The following is a 21,306-nucleotide window of genomic DNA, read 5'->3' as shown; positions in this document are numbered from 1 at the left end:
AACTGCCTCCCATCTGTAATAAATGTTGTATGAATCAAATGGGAGGTCGTTCATGTTTATGGTACAGCTTTAAAAAGACCATTTGATGTTTGCAGTTTGGGCATTGAAGCGGATCGTAACCCATAGTGAGAAGGAAATGCTTACGCCAGGTATTGAAATCGAAGAGAATCCTGTGCTTGGATTTGGAGACAGCTTTATAGAGCTTATTGTCAATCTCCCGGTGTCTGGCATAAAGGCCATAGTACCGTGTCATCTTAAAATTCTTTTCAGGGATATGCTGAATGAGCAGTTTAATAAAATCAATGGCAGGAAGCGTCCTTTGAACGAAAGAGTAGTCTTCATGCTTATTGTAATGGAAAGTCACCGTTTCGCCGTCGTAGGAATTAATCCTGGAAAGGGCAATGACCGGACGGCCAAGATAGCGGCTGACATATTTAAAGATGGATTTGGGATCGCAGAGATTGGGTTTGGCATAAACGTAAAACCATTAGATCCGGCAATCGCGGATGAGGTGGAGGAGTGGCTGGACGGATTTAATACCTTTTCCATTTAGACAGATCCTGCCGCAGCTGATTAAACTGTGGGGATTGGGATGTGGAGGCTAAAAAACTTCGCTCGACAGAGCGTGAGATGACCACGCCGCTGTTCCTGCTCCGGTGCGTGCAGCTGGGGATTTCCATGGGGGATATGGACCGGTTTTGACTGGCAAAAAGAAACGGCAAAACATCTGCCGTTTCTTTTTACAAATTATGTTTAAGGATGCGTTTTTGTGCAATCTCATAGACTTCGTCATCTTCCCGTGCGCCGATTACAACAATCAGCATACCATCATCACGGCGGATGAGCTGGTAGATGATACGCAGTCCGGCACCACGGAGTTTGACTTTTAGAAAGTCGGAAAGATTGGTGTTGTTTTTGTTTCCCAGGAGTTTTCCATAGCCGCCTTCGTTTTCTGGTAATGGATTCTGGCAGACTTTCTGAATCGCTTTCCGAATCAGGATTTTCTGGCTGCCATCCAGTTTGCGGAGGTCTTCAAGGGCTTCAGGAAGGTATTTGACATCCCAGCTCATTCAAATTCAATGCCGTCCGTTTCTTCATAATCTGCGGGGTTGAATCCAAATTCCCGGTCGACCTGTTCCTGGGAGATAACGGTGGAGGGATTAAATGCAGACATGCGCTGTGTGGCAGTGGCTAAGAGCCTTGCATCATTTACCTCATCCAGAAGGTGGATATATTCTTCCGGGGAAAGCAGGACACACTCCGGAGAGTTGTTCTTCATGACAACCTTGGCACCATGGCGCTTTACTTCTTCAAAGATTTTTCCGGCTAATCCACGGTTGAACTGGGAAATGGGGATTGTGTTTTCAATCGCACTTCTAATACTCATAATCATCACCTCTTTACTATAACATATGTAATATCAGTTGAAAAGTCAATAGATTTACTGTTATAAATACTGCTTAAATATATTTTGTGCAATTCTACATAATTTATCAAAAAATTAAATCAGCCTTTTACATAGAATCCGGGAAATAAGGGAGATGCGTATCATCACATGGTTTGGGAGCCAGTAATGGCTCTTTTTTTCGTGTCGGAAAGGCGGTGGGGAACGTGGCATCCAGGATTCAGGTATTACAGTTGAAATCGGCGGGGCAGCAGGCTAATGACGCACTGGCGAGAGGGAGCTGGATAAGCTGCGGGAGAAAGCTCGTGAGATAGGTGCTAAGACGAAATTTTCCGCTTCCGAGGTGGCAGAGGCCATGAATTACATGGCTATAGCGGGCTGGAAGACGGGAGAAATCCTGATACCTTCTATCCGGCAGATTGTGGAATGGGATTGTTAGATAGTCTGGAATGGGCTTGCTTCCTTTTTTACATCCTGCTGGCAGGGGATACAGACCATGTTCACTACGGTGTGGAATGCCATTAAGGGTGTGGTCACTGCGGTGGTTGGGGCAATCCAGTCCTTTATCACCGCGGCATGGTATGGTATCAGGTCAGTGGTGCAGACGGTGATGAACACCATCCAGTCGGTGGTGTCCGGGGTGTGGAACAGCGTGAGGTCTGTGACGTCTTCCATATTGAATGCGGTCAGGTCTGCGGTGTCCAATGTGTTTAATAACGTGGTTTCCAGTATCCGGAACGTCATGGGGAATGTTTATAATACCATTGTTTCCGGGTTTAACCAGGCGGCTGGGTTTATCACGGGACTGGCTTCCAGTGCGTTCCGGTGTGGCAGCGGATATGGTCATCAGTCCGGGGGTGTCTGCTATGCAGTCAGCACAGGTGCAGACGGCTTCGGTGGATTCCATGCGGCAGATGATATCCGGTATTCAGGAGATGTTTGCAGGGATGCAGAGTAGGGATAATGTGGGGACCATCTGCATTCCTGTGTATGTGGGCGGCACGCTGTTGGATGAAGTTGTGGTGAATGCACAGGCGAGGCAGAACCTGCGGTCAGGAGGGAGGTAAGGCATGGCGTTTATTAAGTATCTGGTGTTTGACGGGATGCCGCTCCCTCTGACGGATTCCTATGAGGTGAGTATAGAGGACGTGGAAGCGGATTCCGGAGGGGAGACGGAGGCCGGGACCACGTAAGAGGGATGGCAGGACTGGTGAAGGATACGTCTTATAAGGGGCTGTGGAGGGTATCGTTTACACTGCGGGAGTTTCAGAAGCGGATGACTTTTTGGGGAATATCCGATATAATGGAGTAGTAACAGAACCTTGTTGTGGAGGGCTGTTACATCCCATTTCATTGGAAAGAGGATTTTACAGATATTAAAGAACATGCAGATGAAATCGAACAGCGCATGGATGATACATGGTGTACCATGGCTTCTGTGCTGGAAGACAATGCGTATTATCTTGAAATGTGCCAGAAGTATGGCTGCAATTATATTTTAATAGATGATTGTTATAACGTAGATATTGAGTTATAAAATTGTATATTTGGCGGAGGAAAATACCAAAATGGAGTATGAAATAATACGTCTGGCAGACAGGCCGGAAATAACGGGACAGGCCACAGTGTGGTTTCATGAAAAATGGAATATTCCGTTGGAAGAGTACAGAAAAAGCATGGAAGCCTGCCTGACGAAAGAAAGCGCCGTTCCCCAGTGGTATGTGGCAATGGAAGGGGAGCGGATTATTGGAGGATTGGGAGTGATTGAAAATGACTTTCATGACAGAAAAGACCTTGCGCCAAATGTGTGCGCAGTTTATACGGAAACGGATAAAAGGTGCCAGGGAGTGGCCGGCGCACTGCTTAATTATGTATGTGCCGACATGAAAAAAAGCGGGATTGAAACGTTATATCTTGTAACAGACCATACCTCTTTTTATGAGCGCTATGGTTGGGAGTTCTTCTGTATGGTGCAGGGGGATGGGGAGCCGGATATGACAAGAATGTATGTCCATAGAGGATGACGGGCTGATAATCTGGCATTCCGGAAACTTCAGGGAGGGATATTATGAGAAAGGTTGTTTTATATATTGCAATGAGCCTAGACGGGTATATTGCAGACAGCAGCGGAAAAGTGGATTGGCTGAATGGGCATGGCAGCGAGGAAGAAAACGTGGATACCTATTCCGCTTTTATCAGGGATGTTGATACGGTCATTATGGGCTGGAATACTTATTACCAGGTCACAACAGAATTGTCTCCTGACGAGTGGGTTTATAAGGGATTGACAACTTATGTCATTACGCACAGGAAGTTCTCCCCGACAGAAGACATAAAATTTGTACAGGACAATCCATGCAGTGTTGTTGAACAGTTAAAATCGGAAGAAGGGAAAGCAATCTGGATTTGCGGCGGTGCAAGCATCATTCAACCCTTAATGCAGGGCGGACTGATTGATGAATTTTATATTTCCATTATGCCCACAATTCTGGGTTCCGGTATCCGGCTCTTTGAGGAAAGCCAGGATGAAATAAAACTCAAATTAGTGCATACACAATCATATAATGGGATAACGGAGTTGGCTTATGCCCGAAGATAACTTTGGGCGTATTTAATTAGGAAAATCATATTGACGGGGGATGACGGTGGTGATTAGAAAATACAAATCATCGGATTGTGAACAGTTAGCGGAATTATTTTATCAGACGGTTCATATTGTAAATGCGAAAGATTACACAAAAAAGCAGCTGGATGTATGGGCCACAGGGTGTGTGGATTTGGGAAAATGGGATAAATCTTTTTCTGAACATTATACGGTTGTCGCTGTAGAGAATGGTGTAATAGCCGGATTCGGAGATATAGATGAAGCAGGGTATCTTGACAGGTTATATGTCCACAAAGATTATCAGAATCAGGGGATTGGCACTGCTATTTGTGATGAATTGGAACAAAATGTTCGGGCAGATAAGATAACTACACACGCTTCGATTACGGCGAAGCCATTTTTTGAATATAGGGGTTACAAAGTAGTCAGAGAGCAGCAGGTAATAAGGGGCGGGATTCCTTTGACTAATTTTGTTATGGAGAAGTAACTGCATTTTTAGTGTATTCATATTGGTTTTTGTACAGGGCATCGGCCAGAAAACGGCTGGTGCTTTTTGTATGGGCTTTAGCCAGTTGAGGGTATTGTAGTTTTTCGCGTTCCGAAAAATGGAAATGCCCGAAACGGAAACCCACCTGTTATGCGGGTGGAGACAAATCGTTATATAAAAAAATCACCTTTCCGTTACAATAGAGTTGTTCAGGCACTATTGTGAGAAAGGAAAGGTGATTTTATGGCAAAAAAGAATAACGATTTAGCTCACACAAAATGGATGTGCAAATACCACATCGTATTCCCTCCTAAGTATAGACGAAAAATAATCTATAATCAATTAAAAGTTGCTATAAGAGATATTTTGAAACAGTTATGTTCTTACAAAGGAGTAGAGATTATTGAGGGGCATTTAATGCCGGATCATATTCACATGCTAGTAAGCATACCGCCAAAGATGAGCGTCTCAAGTTTTATGGGATACTTAAAGGGAAAGTCAGCACTTATGCTATTCGACAAGACATGCTAATTTAAAGTACAAGTTATGTTCTGGATCAATATTTATGATTCAATTTCTTCGTAATTAGTATCACGATTTTTTGTGAAGAAAAAATTAATATAATTTTTATTATCATGCTAAGTCATAAAAGGCCTCAGCTAAATCATTTTATTTTAAAATATGGGTCTGGAACAAAATAAACCTACTTTTTATGCCTTTTACTGTATAAATAAGTTCGTGTATTTGGGAAATAGACGGCCAATCGTTTCTTCCAACGATAGTAAGTGTCACTGGAAATATTTAAATGGCTGATAATTTCATTATAAGTAAGTTCTGTGTTGTATACCAAATGGCTAAAGTGGATGAATTTGTTAAAGTCAGTAGGGATTCCTGTTCCCTCTGAGAAAGTGACGTTGCAGTTTTTGCATTTGTAACGTGTTTTTGAAGTGGCAACTTCTATTAATAGGTGTCCCGATGCACAACTTGGGCAATTCTGTAATGTGGCGGATTTAGGGTATGTTTTGTGGCATATGGGACAATAGAGGGAGGGCTTCGCTTTTTTATGGATAAATATGTTCTTTGAACAGCATTTTGGACAGACGGGAGCGGGAACAGGCGATTTTGTTATAGGCTCTTTGCCAATATATTTGATACAGAGATTTAATGCACTGCTTAGGCTTTGCGCTAAGAGGTGGATGCTCTCACTGTTCAGAGGTGTTGGTGCGGGAGAGAACAGTTTCAATAAAAGGCTTAGATGGTCAGCATCAGTAGTTTTTATTCTCATAGTTTATCAACTCCATGATTTTGTATTCATATTTTATCGTGAAAAATGATATTTTGTCAATCCAGAATTTGGAATATGTAAAAAACTATGATATTATGTCTAATAATGATAAATAAAGTTAAATCGGAAGCGTAATTTTGTAGAAATATGATAAATCAGGCAAGAGGGCTGTTATGAAGGAAAAACCCAATTTAAAGTCTCTGGGAAACATATCGGAGTTAAGATATATAAATGCAGATAATGTAACTCGTTATAGGGCGATTATGCGTTATCTCTATTTACAATATGAGCGTTTAAGTTATTGGCTTAGCCCTGAACAAATTTATGCAGGGGTAATGGAATGGAACGTTTTGAAGAATTATACGCAGGAGCAGTGTCAGTTGGATTTGGATCAGTTAGTAGCATGGAAAAATCTTACATATCGGCATGATGGTACGCGGGCGAGAACTGTTGAGGAATATTTGCGAAAGAAGTATCAGTATCTGATTACGCCATATTCCATCGAACTGGAACGTTTCCTTGAGCATCTGGGAAGCGTAAAGGGGTATGGGGGCTCGTTGGAACCAACCTTGTTCGATAAAATTGCAGATAGTATTTCTGATATTTATGAAAATAAAGGGAATTATGAACCGAAAACTGCTTTGGAAGTTTGGAACTCACTATATGAATCATTTCAAAAATTAAATCAGACCTCAATGGATTATATTGCCAGTCTGCATACCGGGGAAGCGGAGGATTTGATGATGACATCTGCATTTTTACTGTACAAAGATTCTTTTACAATGTATCTTCAGGATTTTGTTCAGGCTTTACAACGCAGATCGTATCGGATAGAGGGGAATCTAAAGTTAATTAACCGGGATATACAAACTCGTTTTTTTACTTGTGTACTAGAGGGCGAATGGTTAATTCCAAAGGTAGAGGAGTTTTTTACGAAAGAGGAATACCAGCAAACTTTGGGACGCAGATGGAAGCAATTATGTCGCTGGTTCAGCGGAGATGAAAATACACAAAGCGAGCTGTTTCTTTTGGAACAGGCGTCGAAAGATGCAATTAAGAAAATCGTGAGAAGCACGCTGCGCATTCAGGAGAAACAGCGTTCTATTGTCAGCAGGCGCCAAGATTTGGATTTTCTGGGGAAATGGTTTTATCGCCTGGAGGATATAAATGAAGCCCATAAACTGGCGGCCTATGTGTTTGGACTGTTTCCAACCCGTCATTTGCAGGGGGAGGACAATCGTGATTCTGACAGCCAGGATATTTCAATGTGGGATGAGATTGCGATTGAGCGCGTAATCAGGAGCAGGAGCCGAAAGCGTAGTGGAAAAGGAAGCGGAGAAAGTGAAACAATTGTTGATAATAGCTTAAAAAAGGCTGAATTAAAAAAGCAGATTGTCGAGTATCAAAGACGTGAACTGGACTTTTTAATCGAAATGACAGAAAAGGGGAATGTTAAAATTTCAGAGCTTGGCTGCTTATCGGTAGCTGCAAGAATTCAACTGCTGGGGTGGATTGGCAGGTGCGTTTCTTCAGAAGAACAGGCATTTTATACTCCGGAGGGGATCAAGGTCACACTGTTTATACCAGAAGAAAAAGCGGATACAACGTTAACCTGTGAAGATGGAACATTGACGCTTTTGGATTATTCATTTACGTTTGAAATAGAAAATCCGGAAGCCTGGCAGAATTTATTAAATGGAATGGCTGGTGATTTAAATGGCTAATGGAATGGAGAAGCAAGGATTAGACGATCTGGGTGATATGGAAGAGCGGCGAAGGATATGCATGAATGCATTACTAAATCGTCCGTGGATTGAGCGGGATAAAGATCCGCAGTTGTATTATTGGGCGAGAGAACAGTATCTTGAGATTCGGGACTGGTTTGCTGGTTATCCCGGGTACTCGGTTATTATGAACAGAAGACTGATCAAACTGGAAAAGGTTCCTGTTGAGGCCAGGAGTTGGATGGGATTTGAGGGATTTAAAGAACCCATAGATTATGCACTTTTCACTTATGGTTTATGGTATTTAGAAGACAAATCTGCTGGAGATCAATTTATATTAACCGATATGGTCAAAGAGATAAAAGAATTTATGAATGAACAGGGTTTAAATGTGGACTGGAAAAATTATTTTCATCGGTTATCGATGGCCAGGGCATTGAAAAAACTAAAGAGTCTGAATGTTTTATATAGTATTGACGGTCAGGAGTCAGATTGGGCAGCAGATGCAGAGAACCATGACGTATTGTATGAGTGTGCACCCTGCGCCAGCTATGTTCTGAGAACTCTTAATAAAGAATTATCATCGTATCAATCTATGGATGAATTGTGCGATTTACCAGAGGAAGAGGATAGAAGGAAAAGGCAGTTGCTGTATCGGAAGTATCTGCTGGAACCTTTTGTGGGGATGAATTCATGGGAACAGGATTTATTCTATTTTCATGGGCAAAAAAATCACCTAATTGCACAAGTTGATAAAATGTTTGGTTGGAGTGGAACCAAGTATAAAGAAGGAATTCTGTTTTTCTCTTCCGAATTGGTGGGTGATACAGAACTATTTCCGACATTATCTGCGATATCGGACCTTGCGCTGCTATTTTGCGGAAAAATAAGGATGTTATACGAACTCGGTGAAGTGCATAAGGAAACGGTATCATCGGGTATCATCCGTCTGACAAGAAGCAGAATTGAACAGGTATTGCTTGAACTGCAGTATGAAAATGGAGAGCGCTGGACGAAAGAATATCGGAGTATGAAGTCGCCGCTGTTAGCGGAAGCCGTGTGTGAGCATTTGGAACAGTGGGAGTTTGGCCGGTGGCAGGATGATATGTTCTTTTTATTGTATCCGGTTGGAGGACGATATCATATTCAATATGGAGATGTAGAGATTGAGGAGTAGAATATGAAACGATGGCAGATGAATCGAATGGGGGTTCTGAATTTCTGGCTTTATGATGAAGAGGTATTTGAATTAGAACAGGGAAGATTGTTATTTAGAGGGGCAAATGGATCAGGAAAATCAGTTACGATGCAAAGTTTTATCCCTCTTGTTCTTGATGGAGACAAACGTCCGGAGAGGCTGGATTCTTTTGGCTCAAGAGATCGACGTATGGAATATTATCTTCTGGGTGATAGTGAAACTGGCCATATGGACCGGACCGGTTATCTCTGGATTGAGTTTTACCATGAAGAAAAGCAAATATATAAAACGATTGGAATTGCTTTGCGTGCCAGAAGGGGCGCAGCGCAAATGGTATTTTGGGGATTTTTGCTGGAAGATGGCAGGCGCATCAATCAGGATATCTACCTATATGATTATCCTAACTGGCTGGAAACAAAGAAAAAGGTACCATTAACGAGGAAAGCACTGACCGAGGCCATTGGGGCTGGCGGAATTGTGGTTCAGGAACAGGCTTCTTATCGTGAGATTGTACGGAAAAATATATTTGGATTTAAAGAAAATGATGATACCTATAAGGATTTATTGAAACTTCTTCTGGAAATAAGAAGTCCGAAACTCTCCAAAGAATTTCGTCCGTCGTCGATTTACAGTATTTTGGCAAATTCACTTCCGGCATTGACTGAAGAAGAGCTGGGTGATTTGTCCGATGTTTTGGAGGATATGGATCAAATTTCTGAGCGATTGGAAGAACTGCAAATTCAGATTAGAGAAATGGAAGGCCTGGACAGACAATATGATAATTACAATAAAGTTTTGCTGTATGAAGCTTCTTTGCATTTGAAAGTTTTAAATCGTAGAGTCGATGAACAAAAGAAAGCAATGAATGATTGCCGGCGAAAATTGGACGCTGCCAATGACTGCGAAATTGCGTTTAAGAATAAGATCACCAACTCTGAACTCGAAATTATGAAGGCTCAGTCAGAGTTAGATTATCTTATGCGAAGTGAAGGATTAGAAAAAACCAGAGAGTTGGAACTTTTACATGCGCAAAATAATAAATTGAATGAACAATATACAACAATCAATAAACGTCTGCTTGAAAATCATAATCGTATACAGACATGGAAGAAAGAAATAGAGGAAAAGAAAACATTATGTGATTCCCTGTTCAGGAATCAGGACAGTTTAATGGAAGACTTAGAGAGTTATGCAAGAATCATGGAGTTTTATGAACATGATATATACCATCGGCAATGGAAACAAGGGGGAGAAGATTATGTTCGCTGTGCGGAGCATTGGCTGCAGGATTTGCAGGTCCATCAGGAGAAGTTAAGCCAGGCAATTCAGATTGCTGAAGGAGAGCGGGAAGCTTGTTCTGATATGACAAAGGAAAGAGAGCGATGGGGAGAACTATATAAAAAGCGAAATCTTGCAGAAGAAGAATATGTTCTTGCGGAAGAACAGTTTAATTCCAGCAAAATGCAGTTGAAAGAGAATATTATTGGTTGGCGTCAAAGTCTCGTGCAATTCGAAATGGATCATGAGGCTGTGGGCAATATATTAAAAGCGTTATCTGAATTTGATAAAGATAATCGCAATTTTGAGACTGTAAAATCAACGGTGTACACTCTGTTTCACGAGCAAAATCAACGAGTAATTAACAAGATACTCGCTTTAGAACAACAGCTTAGAGAAGTAGAAGAGAAAAGAGAACTTTTGCAGGCTGAACTTGATTCATGGAAGAGTAAAAAGGAACCCGAACCTGTGCGTTCTGATTTAAGAAGTGAGTGCCGTAAGGTGAGAGCAGAACGGATGGGGGCGCCCCTGTATGCGGTCTGTGACTTTTCCGCTGATTTGACGGAAGTAGAAAAGGCGCAGATAGAGACGACTTTGGAGCAGGCTGGGATATTAGATGCATGGATTTTGCCCGGCGGAAAGATGGGGTATTTTGCTCGTGAAAAAGATGAGGAAATATGGATTGAACCCAGCGAACAGTTGGGAGTGTCCACGTTATGTGAAGTATTAGAGCCATGTCCGTTTCCGGAAAGTGGATTAACAAGAGAAGATATTGCGTTCGTGCTGTCCAGCTTCTGCTGGAACAAGAACCATGATTATGAACAAGACTCTCCAGAGCTGGCAGCAGTGAACCAGATCGGGGAGATGGGGTTTCGGTTGGGAGCTTTGGCGGGACGGAACCATACGAAAGAGCAGGCAGAATACATCGGGATTGAGAGTCGTAAAAGGACAAAGAAACGGATTTTAGATAAATTGGAACAGCAAATTTGTGAGTTGGACAATCAGCAAAGCGGCATTCGGGAAGAAATTCAGCAGGGTTATAAAAAGCAGAATACTTTGATTGCAGAAAAAGATTGCTTTCCAGATGATAAAGAGATGCAGTCATGCCTGGATTTTCTGATTAATAAGGGACACCTTTTTCAGGCAGCGGTGAAACAGGAGCAGGAAGCAGAACGTGTTTATCACACAAAGGAGACTGTTTGGAAGGAACGGAAGGTTGAGTTAACAGAAATAACTGCTGCATGGACAAGGCTGAAAACTTTAAATGTACTTCAGGAGGCGATAAAATATATTGCCGATTACAGACTGTTATTATCACAGTTGAAAACAGAGTATGTTCATTACTTAAGCCTGCAAAATGACTGTGAGAACTATCAAACGTATATTGACGAAACAAATGGGCAGCTCGGTGAGGACAAGCAGGAACTAACCATCGTCCAGACAAATCAATTGATGATTGAGAGTCAGATCAGCCAGCTTAAGGAATTGATAGCAGCAATAGGACTTGAAGAGATTTATACAAAAATCGACGAGTGCAAGAAAAAGAAAGAAGCGCTGAATGGCGAAGTGAAAAAAATGCAGGAGGAGCTGCAGGCTAATAGTAGATTGCAGGGTTCCTTGAGCAATGACTTGAATATGAGGCAGGAACAGCTGGCGGAGGTAATGGAGAGTCTGGAAGAAGCTGTTTTAAAATGGCGGGCAGAGATGGAACTGGGTTTGGTGTCTGTAGAAAATATTAATACGTATGATCTGACTGTGTATCAAAACGCAGTGTATTTATCGGAACAGCTGGCAGCAGAGTATAAGAAGGTTTCGGGGAGTCTGTTAAAAGACAAGGTGATAAGCGACCTGATTGCGGAATTTGGCAAAGTAAATGTGAATCTCCGTGAGTATGTGTTGGAACGCGAGTCCCTGGAGAATGGACGGACGATTATTCTTTCAAACCGGGATCGTATGAATCCCATGACACCCAAACAGCTGCTGAAGGAATTATTGGAGAAAGAGGCGGAACAAAAACTTCTTTTAACGGAGCATGATCAAAAGCTGTATTCAGAAATTATTATTGGCAGTGTAGGTAAATCAATTCAATTTAAAATACATCAGGCTTACGATTGGATCGACAAGATGGATCGGTTGATGAAGCAGAGAAACACTTCCAGCGGCTTGAGATTATCTCTTAAATGGATTCCGATGGCACAGAGAAGCGAATCTGAGTTAGATACAGAAACCCTTGTTCAACTGCTTTTAAGTGATACGGAACGTCTGGAAGATAATGAAATCAATAAGATGATTGAACATTTTAGAAAAAGGATTCTGCTGGCGAAGGAGTCGGCAAAAGAGGAACAGGGATCTTTGCGAAAGTATATCAATGAAATGTTGGATTATCGGACATGGTTTACCTTCCGGTTAGATTTTCGTAAGGGAGAACAGTCAAATTACAGGGAACTGACGAACAGCAGATTCAACGTACTAAGTGGCGGGGAGAAGGCAATGGCAATGTATATACCGTTGTTTGCAGCAGCAAATTCCCGATACAGTAAGGCGGGGGCGGATGCACCCAAAATTCTGGCATTGGACGAGGCTTTTGCAGGGGTGGATGATTCTAATATGCGTGATATGTTTGAACTTTTAACAGATATGGATTTCGATTATATTATGACATCACAGGTTCTGTGGGGGTGTTACGATACGGTTCCCAGCCTGGCAATCTATGAAATCCATCGACCTAAAGATATTGATATGGTTACGCTACTCCACTATCGGTGGAATGGAAAACAAAAATTATATGTGGAGAATTAGCAGCGGATATGGAGCATAAAAGGAAGGTAACAGCAGAGGAATACTATGGGGATCCACTTTTGAAACCCATGCTGAGTGCTGTTTTTACCAAGTACAGAAGCTATGGGAGCGGAAGAGGAAAGATTAAACTTGATATTTCCAGTCAGGAGGAAGCGCAAAGGTTACAGGCATTTTTTGGACCACAGATTCGAGGTCTGTTGAATGCAGGTGATACACTGAGAATGGAAGTGGGAGTGATTGAGGAAGAGTTGGGGAAACGTTTTATGTTGACAATTCCTTCCTTATATGAGTTGCTATACCACGAGCCGCTGTTGACCAAAAAGGAAAGCATGGTAAAGGCAGATACAGAGTGGGAATCCCTGTTTATCAAAGCAATCGAGTCTCTGGAAAACGAGGAAAATATAAATATAGTAAACAAACAGTTTTGTGACTTGACGTATGATTGGTTATACCGTCTCTGGAAAAAGGAACCTCGGTCAGGTTACCGGATTCTGCAGGCTGGATTGAAAAATTATAATGATTCCCTTGAATCTCTCCAAACCTGCTTAAAAGCTCTCTGGTATCTGCTTATGGATTGGAAACGCCTGGAACAGGAAAATATAACAAATTCTGATAAAATATATGTGTCCATGCTGGCAAATTTTGTGGCATGGGATCATGTGCTGGATGATAAAAAAACACTGGCAGGCAGGCTGTTTTTGCGGGCATTGGAAGATATTTATCTACAAAAATACCGTGAAAATGGAGAAGTGGACCCTTTGGAACATGTTCCGGCTTTTATGCGGAAGCGGATGATATATCGGTTGTATCACCTTGGCGATGATTCCGTCAGTTCGTGCTTTCATAAGGCTACATTGGATATATACGAATCCATGAAAAAAGAGACAGTCAATCTGAGTAACGTGGAAGAGATGGGTGAATTTGAGGTAAAGTCTAATCTGTTTCTTATCGAAAATCCATCAGTGTTTCTTTATTTGGTAGACCGTTTGAAGGAGTATGCTGATAATAATAATATTTCAAAGGATCTAATAAGAGAAAGATTTCCCATCCTGATCTGTACATCAGGTTGTTTCCAAACGGCAGTGTTAGAGTATGTTAGAAAATGCATAGAAAGGAATTCAAAATGCCGTGTTTATTTTTCCGGTGATTTTGACCGTGCCGGGATTGAGATGATGGAAAAGATGAAAGAGTATTTTCCGAAGAATGTATCTCCGTTTCAAATGAATGCGAAAACATATCTTTCAGGACTGGATGGAAAATGCAGGAACCTTACGGAAAAAGACAGAGAAATACTAGCTGGAAAAAGTAGTGAATTAGCCAGATTAATGGCTTTGCATGGAAAAAAGGTTTATCAGGAGAGTATTGCTTCTGATTTGTGGGAAGTTCTTTTGCGAGAAATTCAGTGTGTAGAGACGATCTCATATCAAACATATGGAAAAGGGGAGAATGCGATGGAAAATCGTAAAATAGAAATATTTTTGTCCTATTGTTGGCAGGATGAAAAAATTGCATCAGATATCTATAGTTGTCTAAGCAAGATACCAAATGTGAACATTCATAAAGATACGATAGATATAAAAAAATGGGATAGCATTAAAAAATATATGTACAGTATAGGAAATATGGATTATACAATTTTACTAATTTCCGATGCGTATCTGAGATCCAGAAATTGCATGTATGAAGTTTTGGAACTTATGAGAGACCGCATGTATAAAGATAAAATCTTCCCCGCAGTTGTGTCAAAGGAAATATATAATCCTGTAGTAGTCGCGAATTATGTAAAGTATTGGCAGGATGAACAGCAGCAATTAGAGGCGCAGCTGAGTAACCTGCGGATTCAGAATTTAGGAAGTTTGCATCAGAAACTGAAGATGATTCAGGATATAGCCTCTAATACCGCTGATTTCCTGGATTTAATTGGTGATATGAATAATCCCGATATTGATGTGATAACGATTGAGATAAGTAAGAAATTAGCGGAATGGGGAGTGATTCCTTCTGAAAAATAAAGTTAGCAAGAGCAGGAGGAAAAGAGGAGGATAGTAACAGAGGAGTTGTTGGATCAGACCGCAACTGTTGCAAATTTTGCGATAGTTCAAAATGAAATTTTAATGAACCATGACAAAAATACCTGTTAAGGAGGCCACAGTTTATGAAAAGACAAGCCCCGTTTGCTATAAACTACATACCTTTAAAGATTTCCCTTCTCTCATTAAAACGTGCGGAATTACCCCCTTATCTCGGTTCAACACTGAGAGGAGTGATTGGGCAATCCCTGTACCGGACAGGCAGAGAAGCCTATGAGTACTTATATGTAAATGGCAAAAAAAGTGAAGGCGTGCAGGATATTGTCAAGCCTTATGTGATCATTCCGCCTGAGACTCATAAAGCTCAAATGGTTATAGAACAGGGAGAAGAACTAAATTTTGAATTTTTACTTTTAGGCAATGCAGAAAAGTATGTGCCTTCATTGGTAGTGGCCTTGCAGAACATATGCCGCTATGGTTTAGGGGCACAGCGTTATCCATTCTGCTTATCACGGATTATGAATAGCCAGGATCAAAGACTTCTTTGGCGGAACGATACATATTACGGAATGGGAGCGCATGACATAAAACTGCCTTTTTATGAATTGACAGATGTTACGGGCACAATAATCAGATTGTGTACGCCGCTACGGATTCGTCACAAAGGGCAGTTATTAACAGATATATCGTTCCTGACTTTGATTCGAAACATTGTAAGCCGGATTGCGGCTTTAACGGAGCGATACGGAGGAACGATAGATCGAGAAGAAGCCGACAGGATTTTGCTGCTCGCTGCAGAGATTAAGGTGACGAAGGCAGACTTAAGGCTGGAACATTTAGAACGGTATTCAAATCGTTTACAGGAAAAAATGGATTTAAGCGGTTTGCTCGGAGAAGTGGAATTCGAGGGAGATTTGACTCCGTTTATTCCGTGGCTGCTTGCCGCTCAGATTTTACATGTTGGCCGAAATACGACCTTTGGGATGGGGAGGATAGAAGTGTTTTTCCTCTGAAACAAATAAAAATTATAAGGAGGTACAGATGAAACAGAAAGAAGCAGAATATGCAGATAAATATGCAAATGCGGATCAGCAAACCATTGGAAATATCAAAGATAATTATGAACGGACGGAAAAAGGAATTGTAAATGAATTATTTTTTCAGGTACCTCATGGCGGCACGATTGGCAATCATCGCGAAAAGATTTGGGGTAAGATGTTTGAAAATATAGTACCCCGAAAGTTTGTGATTGAACAGTCTGTGTTTATTATTGATTCCTATGGTAAGGTATCGAATGAGGTGGATTTGGCTATTTTTGATGAAACCTACACCCCGTATATTTTCAGATATGCTCAATTGAAATTTATACCCATTGAAGCTGTGGCATGTGCCATCGAATGTAAAAGTACATCTATGAATAAGGAAAAGTTAATGACTTGGACGAGTAGTATTCAATCGTTAAAGACTTCTCCCAAATCATTTGTCCGAACTATTGGTAATATTGCATGTGCGGAAATAAATCCTGTAAAAACACAGACAGCTACGCGTCCTCTGCGTATTCTATGCTGTTTAAATGAAGAGGCTAAAATGTTAATAAAAGAAAATGAAAGATGTTTTGATATCACTATAAGAGCTAGAGACGGAGAGGATAAATTGAAAATCGAGTGGGATGATAAAAAGAAAAATCTATTTGATTGGTATACATCTTTAAATCATGCAGGTGGATTATCAAATTGTGGTGAGAATTCTGGAATTAAAGGGGAGGAAGAAGTTAAGAAATACGGTTTGGATAACTATCTGGTCCATCATAAAAATTCAGAACTGACTCTGCTGACCTTCAATTTTCAGTTAAATCAGCTTCTCATGCTGATTAATAATCCAATGTTGTTTCCGCATGCTGCATATGCGGAGATGTTTGATAAAAACGGTAATGGAAAGGAAAGAGATAATGGTTGAACAGATAGTTGCGTTATCGGTAGATAAGATCCAAACATTTTTGACAGAAGTTATACATTCTCATGTACAAGAAAAGCAAACAGAAGATGCCACATTAAAAGGAATAAGAAATTCATCATACCAGATATCGAATGGATTTTTTAAATCGATACAGGATACATTCCCTGAATCCGATAAAGATGTACTTTTGGAATGCTCAGGGGTGTATATCTTTCGGTTCACCTTATCGGAAGAGGAGCTGGAGAAACGACTCAATGCATTATTTTCAGATTATTATAGGGAATCACAGGGGCAGAAATTGATCCGGTGGGTGCATTTTTCTTCGGAGGGCTTAAGCAATATCGCTGCTATAAACGAAGCAAAGAAACGATTGAAGCAAACAAAAAACTGGAATGAGATAGTAAGGAAGAACCAGGATTTACTTTTTTCTTTTTGTCAGGTGCCCAAAGAGGATAATCAATCTTATTTTTATAGGAATCAGGAAATTTTTCCGGCATTTGCAGAGGATATTAATTCATTATACGGAAGAGAAGATGGCGAGAAAGAAGATGACGTAAATGAGGGTAAAAAGCGTTTCCGTATCGCTGTCTTAAAAGCTGATTTAGATAAAATGGGGGCGATGTTCAAGGGTATTAAGGATTACCAGGACTATAGAAATATCAGTCAGATTTTGAATGAGATGATTTCTTTGACAGGGCTGCATCAGGCGGCGGCTGCATGCGCTCCGAAGGGAAAGAACGGATGGCTTTTTCCGTTATATATTGCGGGAGATGATATTTTTTTTGCGGTAGCCCTTGAAGATTTGATTGACGGGATTAACGTCTGCAGGCAGATTATGCAGACTGTGAATGATAAAATTAATAGTACCGGCAATCCAACAAAACTTGCCATGAGTATTGGTGTTGAAATTACATTTAACAGAGAGCCTATTCGCTATTATATGGAGATGGTTGAGATACAGCTGAAGAATGCAAAGTCTCAAACTGTGCCAAAAGCCTTGGAGCCGTTTTTTATAATGAAGCTCTCTGGGGGTAACCTGACCTTTTTTAATATAGATTATGGGATGATAAAAGAGACGAGAGAGGCATTGAAGTGCAGCGAGGGAGGAAAAAGGGGATGCAGATGTGAGAATTGCAGCATGAAATCAGAAATAAAACGACAGCTGCAGAATGTTCCTATTTGGAATTTCTTTCTTAATGATGTGAATGTCCTGAATTATATAAGAAGTAGTAAAAGCGGTTGCTCGGAACAGTTGGGTAAGCCAAACTTTTTCTATACACTGCTAGAAGACATTACAGAGGAAGCGATCCGGAATAATCCAGTAAAATATATCAACCATGTTCTGTACCACTTAATGCCAGCCCATCTTGAGGATGCCGAACAAAGAGTTAGTAAACTGGAACAGCTTTTGAACAGTAATATTATTAAGCAGCTATACCAAAGGGATAGTCACGGTTTAAAGCTTGTTGTAAATAGAAACACAATGCAGCGTTTTGAGACATATCTGAGGTTAATGATATTTTTCTGTGATGCCCGTTTTCGGATTTCTAATCAAGATGAATGGGAGATATATGAAAAAAAGTATCAACAGGATAAAAAGGACATAAGCAGTTATTTATTTAAGCAGCCGGCAAAACATCTTTATGAAAATTGTTTAATAGGCAAAAATAAACAATTAACGGATGTTTTTGTGAAAATAGATAAAATTCCAAAGACACATAAAGAAGGTTATCGGCGGCTTATGATTGAAAAATCCATGTTTTTCCGATTGAGGGATGTGGATTCCATGCCGCTAGAAAAGGCGGCGGAAATAATAGAATTGCGGAATCCATCAACGCAGGAAGAGATGCAGAAAATTAATTTATGGAATGAAAAACGTATAAAGGAAGGCAAACATCCTAACCGCTTGTATTTTGATAAGAAAAGTTTTATCAAAATAGCAAAAAAAGATAATGTGTGGAGTCCTGATTTTATTGACTCCCTGATGCTGTTTTATCAGTACCACGAAATGGTGATGATATCCCAAAAAAAGGATCGTGAATAGGAGACTTTGTAGAATGAAGAATATTATAAATGCAAGAATAAAAACTCTTTCAAATCTCTTTATCGGAGGAGCGCCGATGCCATTTGAGATTGGCGGAATTGATCAATGGACAGCAGTAGATGAAGAGGGATTCCCGTGCATTCCCGCTTCCTCATTAAAAGGAGCTCTTCACGCGATCGTCAGGGAGGATCAGAGTGAAGAAGCATTCAGAATTGCCCGGTTGTATTCAGATATTATAAAAAAAGAAAAGGAGGAGAACTGGGAGCAGATTAAGGAATGCTGTAAGGAAAATAAAGAGGCGCTAACGCGAATTGAAAAGAGATATTCACATGCGATATCACATGCATCGGCAGCGGACCTTTTTGGGATTCGAGAGTTTAATAATACTCCTAAGTTGTTATTTAATGACTTACGGTTAAAAAAGGAATACCGGGATTTAAAAAAATGCTTTTCCATTGATGCGAAGACATCGATAATTTATGATGGAATGGAACCAAAGTCGAACCCGCGTACTTATAAAACAGCAAGGGTTGGCCTGGAATTTGAAGGAGAGATTGAATTATACCGTTTTATACCTAAATATTTTAATGAATACGACGCTCAGATATGTAAAGAGTATATTATCTATAATCTGACAAAATTTAATGAGGGTGTTTACCGGCTTGGAAATTCAAAAAGCCGCGGTTATGGAAAGATATATGTATCTGTCATTGAAAACGATGGAGGAGAGGGAAGTGAAAAACTATAAAATCTTATTAAAATCTTCAGGTGCAATTACTCAGCTTCCCGATTCTCAGAAAGTATTTGGAGCGCTTGCTACGAAATATGCGGAAGCAAACGGTAATGATAAAGCGGCACAGATGGTAAAAGATGTTTTTGATAAAGAAAGTCATTTGGCTTTATCTAATGTAATGCCATTACATTATTTCCCCATGCCTCAGGATTATGTTATAGATAAGCTGGCAGGAAAAGGGAAGGATGGAGAAGATATAAAAGAACGACGAAGGGCAGTTAAAGAGAGGGCTTATGTGAAGTATGGAGATCTAATACGACTGCAGGAAGATCTAGATTTATGCGATAAAATATTTCCATATATAAAGCAGTCTGATGGACAGCAGCTTAGGGCTTCGATAGAAAGCGTTATATATGGTATCGAAGGATTGGAATCGAAATTGTACACAGTCCCTATCTTAAAACTGAGGGAAGTGAAGCGGAATAAGTATGGCAAGGAAACCGTGGGTACGGTATCCGATTTTTGCTTTTACCTGCAGGGAAATGAAGGTGGGTGGTTAACTGCTATGCTTGAATTGATAAACGAAATGCTGCAAAGCGGGACAACACTTATTTTAGGGAAACGGGCATCTCAAGGGTTAAATAAGTATCGGATAGCGGGCGTTGAGCAAATAGAACTTCCTAAAGCAGAATGTTATTTAAATTTAGGTATGCTGCTTCCTGATAAGATTAACTTTACCTCTTCTACATTAAAATTATTTACATCAGAAAGGCGTCCGTATGTAATGGCGGGGGGCTGGAATAAAAATGGCAACAAATATTTTATAAGTTTCATAGAAAGTGGAAGTATTATCGTTTTGCGTGACGGAGTGGAACAGGCAGGAAAGTGTGTGCTTTCACCATTTAATAAAGGCAGAGATATCGTATTTGGAAATGCATTTTTGTATCCTGTCGTTTGGAGAAAAGAGGGAGACGCATGAAAAAGATTACATATGCTTTGAAACTGGAATCCAGCTTAATTGTATCCCCAAGATCCGGAAGGGCTTTATACAGAGAAATGGATGAATTTTGTACGACACCTGAAGTAGAACCTGTTGAGAATAATCAAAAACGAGAAATAAAAGTGATCTATCCGTTTTATCAGTATGGAGAATATCAAAAATACGATCCCGAACATACCGATTATTACCTGCCGGGAAGTTCGGTAAAAGGTGCACTAAAGGGAGAAAATACGGCTGGAATTCAATTTATGGCAGATGATGTAATGGTTCCAACGGATGGAATTGTTCTTCGGAATTTATGGAAAGCACAATATCTGAAGGAAGAAGAGAAGGCTGAATTTGCTGTTTTTTTTAATAATGTTGGTATTGAAATGATAAAAGATGGAACGAATTTATATGGAGAGCTATATTTGGACGAAAACATAGAGTTTGCAGAACTATTACGAACCGCAAATAAAGCGACAAAAGATAAAATAGTACAGATGTGTGCGTATCTCGAAATGCTCCTGACAAAGAATTATAAAGAGGAAGCTTTAAAGAATTATCTGCTTGAAATAAAGAGAAACCTGTCTGCCTATCAAAATAAAAATGATGTCATTTTGCTTGGCGGATATAAGGGATTGCTTCATTCTATATTATTGGATTGCAAGAAACGGGAGTTGACGGGAGGCTTGTTTATTGATTATAAGACTAAGCTGCCTCATGGACTTGTAAAAATGTGGGAATGTTGTTTGAAAGCAGAATAGGAAAGGGGCTGTAATA

The 21,306-nt window shown here is 40.4% G+C and carries 17 protein-coding genes and 3 pseudogenes; 17 read left to right on the top strand and 3 right to left on the bottom strand.

Going from position 1 to position 21,306, the window contains the following annotated elements; translation table 11 throughout:
• Positions 1-34: 34 nt before the first annotated feature.
• From DXA36_RS34220 to DXA36_RS11610, 3 genes and pseudogenes are all read right to left on the bottom strand, one after another.
• Positions 35-484 (bottom strand): annotated as a pseudogene (locus DXA36_RS34220) (transposase); the annotation flags it as partial.
• 256 nt (positions 485-740) lie between these two features.
• Entirely contained in the window at positions 741-1,070 is a 330-nt protein-coding gene (locus tag DXA36_RS11615) for a type II toxin-antitoxin system RelE family toxin (RefSeq protein ID WP_118679272.1), read from the bottom strand.
• On the bottom strand, positions 1,067-1,387 hold the full coding sequence (locus DXA36_RS11610) for a type II toxin-antitoxin system Phd/YefM family antitoxin (protein WP_243114628.1): 321 nt from the start codon (positions 1,385-1,387) through the stop codon (positions 1,067-1,069). Before DXA36_RS11610 ends, DXA36_RS11615 begins: the two co-directional genes overlap by 4 nt.
• Positions 1,388-1,901: 514 nt before the next feature.
• Here DXA36_RS11610 and DXA36_RS11605 point away from each other — a divergent pair.
• The 17 genes and pseudogenes from DXA36_RS11605 to DXA36_RS11520 all read left to right on the top strand — a co-directional run bounded on the left by DXA36_RS11605 (position 1,902) and on the right by DXA36_RS11520 (position 21,290).
• On the top strand, positions 1,902-2,363 hold the full coding sequence (locus DXA36_RS11605; RefSeq protein WP_243114627.1) for a phage tail protein: 462 nt from the start codon (positions 1,902-1,904) through the stop codon (positions 2,361-2,363).
• A 112-nt stretch (positions 2,364-2,475) separates the two neighbouring features.
• Positions 2,476-2,717: pseudogene (locus DXA36_RS34215) on the top strand (hypothetical protein).
• Between the two features lie 15 nt (positions 2,718-2,732).
• Positions 2,733-2,942, top strand: a complete 210-nt coding sequence (locus tag DXA36_RS11595; protein ID WP_118679268.1) for a hypothetical protein — start codon at positions 2,733-2,735, stop codon at positions 2,940-2,942.
• 31 nt (positions 2,943-2,973) lie between these two features.
• On the top strand, positions 2,974-3,429 hold the full coding sequence (locus tag DXA36_RS11590) for a GNAT family N-acetyltransferase (protein ID WP_118679266.1): 456 nt from the start codon (positions 2,974-2,976) through the stop codon (positions 3,427-3,429).
• Between the two features lie 44 nt (positions 3,430-3,473).
• Complete coding sequence (locus DXA36_RS11585; RefSeq protein WP_118679264.1) at positions 3,474-4,004, top strand: dihydrofolate reductase family protein; 531 nt, start codon at positions 3,474-3,476, stop codon at positions 4,002-4,004.
• Positions 4,005-4,050: 46 nt separating this feature from the next.
• The gene (locus DXA36_RS11580) at positions 4,051-4,497 is read left to right on the top strand and encodes a GNAT family N-acetyltransferase (RefSeq protein ID WP_118679340.1); all 447 of its coding nucleotides are present in this window, start codon (positions 4,051-4,053) and stop codon (positions 4,495-4,497) included.
• Between the two features lie 243 nt (positions 4,498-4,740).
• Positions 4,741-5,041, top strand: a pseudogene (gene tnpA, locus DXA36_RS11575) (IS200/IS605 family transposase); the annotation flags it as partial.
• Positions 5,042-5,955: 914 nt separating this feature from the next.
• Entirely contained in the window at positions 5,956-7,506 is a 1,551-nt protein-coding gene (locus DXA36_RS11565; protein WP_118679260.1) for a TIGR02677 family protein, read from the top strand.
• Entirely contained in the window at positions 7,499-8,683 is a 1,185-nt protein-coding gene (locus DXA36_RS11560) for a TIGR02678 family protein (protein WP_243114626.1), read from the top strand. Before DXA36_RS11565 ends, DXA36_RS11560 begins: the two co-directional genes overlap by 8 nt.
• A 3-nt stretch (positions 8,684-8,686) precedes the next feature.
• Positions 8,687-12,781, top strand: coding sequence for a TIGR02680 family protein (locus DXA36_RS11555; protein WP_118679258.1), 4,095 nt, complete (start codon positions 8,687-8,689; stop codon positions 12,779-12,781).
• An 8-nt stretch (positions 12,782-12,789) separates the two neighbouring features.
• A complete protein-coding gene (locus tag DXA36_RS11550; RefSeq protein ID WP_118679256.1) occupies positions 12,790-14,793 on the top strand; it encodes a DUF2399 domain-containing protein in 2,004 nt (667 codons plus the stop codon).
• A 143-nt stretch (positions 14,794-14,936) separates the two neighbouring features.
• Positions 14,937-15,824 (top strand): CRISPR system precrRNA processing endoribonuclease RAMP protein Cas6, encoded by an 888-nt coding sequence (gene cas6 / locus DXA36_RS11545; RefSeq protein ID WP_118679254.1) that lies wholly within the window; start codon positions 14,937-14,939, stop codon positions 15,822-15,824.
• Positions 15,825-15,852: 28 nt separating this feature from the next.
• Positions 15,853-16,767, top strand: a complete 915-nt coding sequence (locus DXA36_RS11540; protein WP_118679252.1) for a DUF6602 domain-containing protein — start codon at positions 15,853-15,855, stop codon at positions 16,765-16,767.
• Positions 16,760-18,811, top strand: coding sequence for a Cas10/Cmr2 second palm domain-containing protein (locus DXA36_RS11535; RefSeq protein WP_118679250.1), 2,052 nt, complete (start codon positions 16,760-16,762; stop codon positions 18,809-18,811). Before DXA36_RS11540 ends, DXA36_RS11535 begins: the two co-directional genes overlap by 8 nt.
• A 13-nt stretch (positions 18,812-18,824) precedes the next feature.
• Entirely contained in the window at positions 18,825-19,559 is a 735-nt protein-coding gene (locus DXA36_RS11530; RefSeq protein ID WP_118679248.1) for an RAMP superfamily CRISPR-associated protein, read from the top strand.
• The gene (locus tag DXA36_RS11525) at positions 19,546-20,523 is read left to right on the top strand and encodes a hypothetical protein (RefSeq protein WP_118679246.1); all 978 of its coding nucleotides are present in this window, start codon (positions 19,546-19,548) and stop codon (positions 20,521-20,523) included. Before DXA36_RS11530 ends, DXA36_RS11525 begins: the two co-directional genes overlap by 14 nt.
• Positions 20,520-21,290 carry a hypothetical protein gene (locus tag DXA36_RS11520; RefSeq protein ID WP_118679244.1) on the top strand — a complete coding sequence of 257 codons (771 nt, stop codon included), beginning with the start codon at positions 20,520-20,522 and terminating at the stop codon, positions 21,288-21,290. Before DXA36_RS11525 ends, DXA36_RS11520 begins: the two co-directional genes overlap by 4 nt.
• The last annotated feature ends 16 nt before the right edge of the window (positions 21,291-21,306 follow it).

The sequence above is a fragment of the Eisenbergiella sp. OF01-20 genome (assembly GCF_003478085.1).
GTDB lineage: Bacteria > Bacillota > Clostridia > Lachnospirales > Lachnospiraceae > Eisenbergiella.
This window is presented reverse-complemented; position numbering and strand designations above follow the sequence as displayed.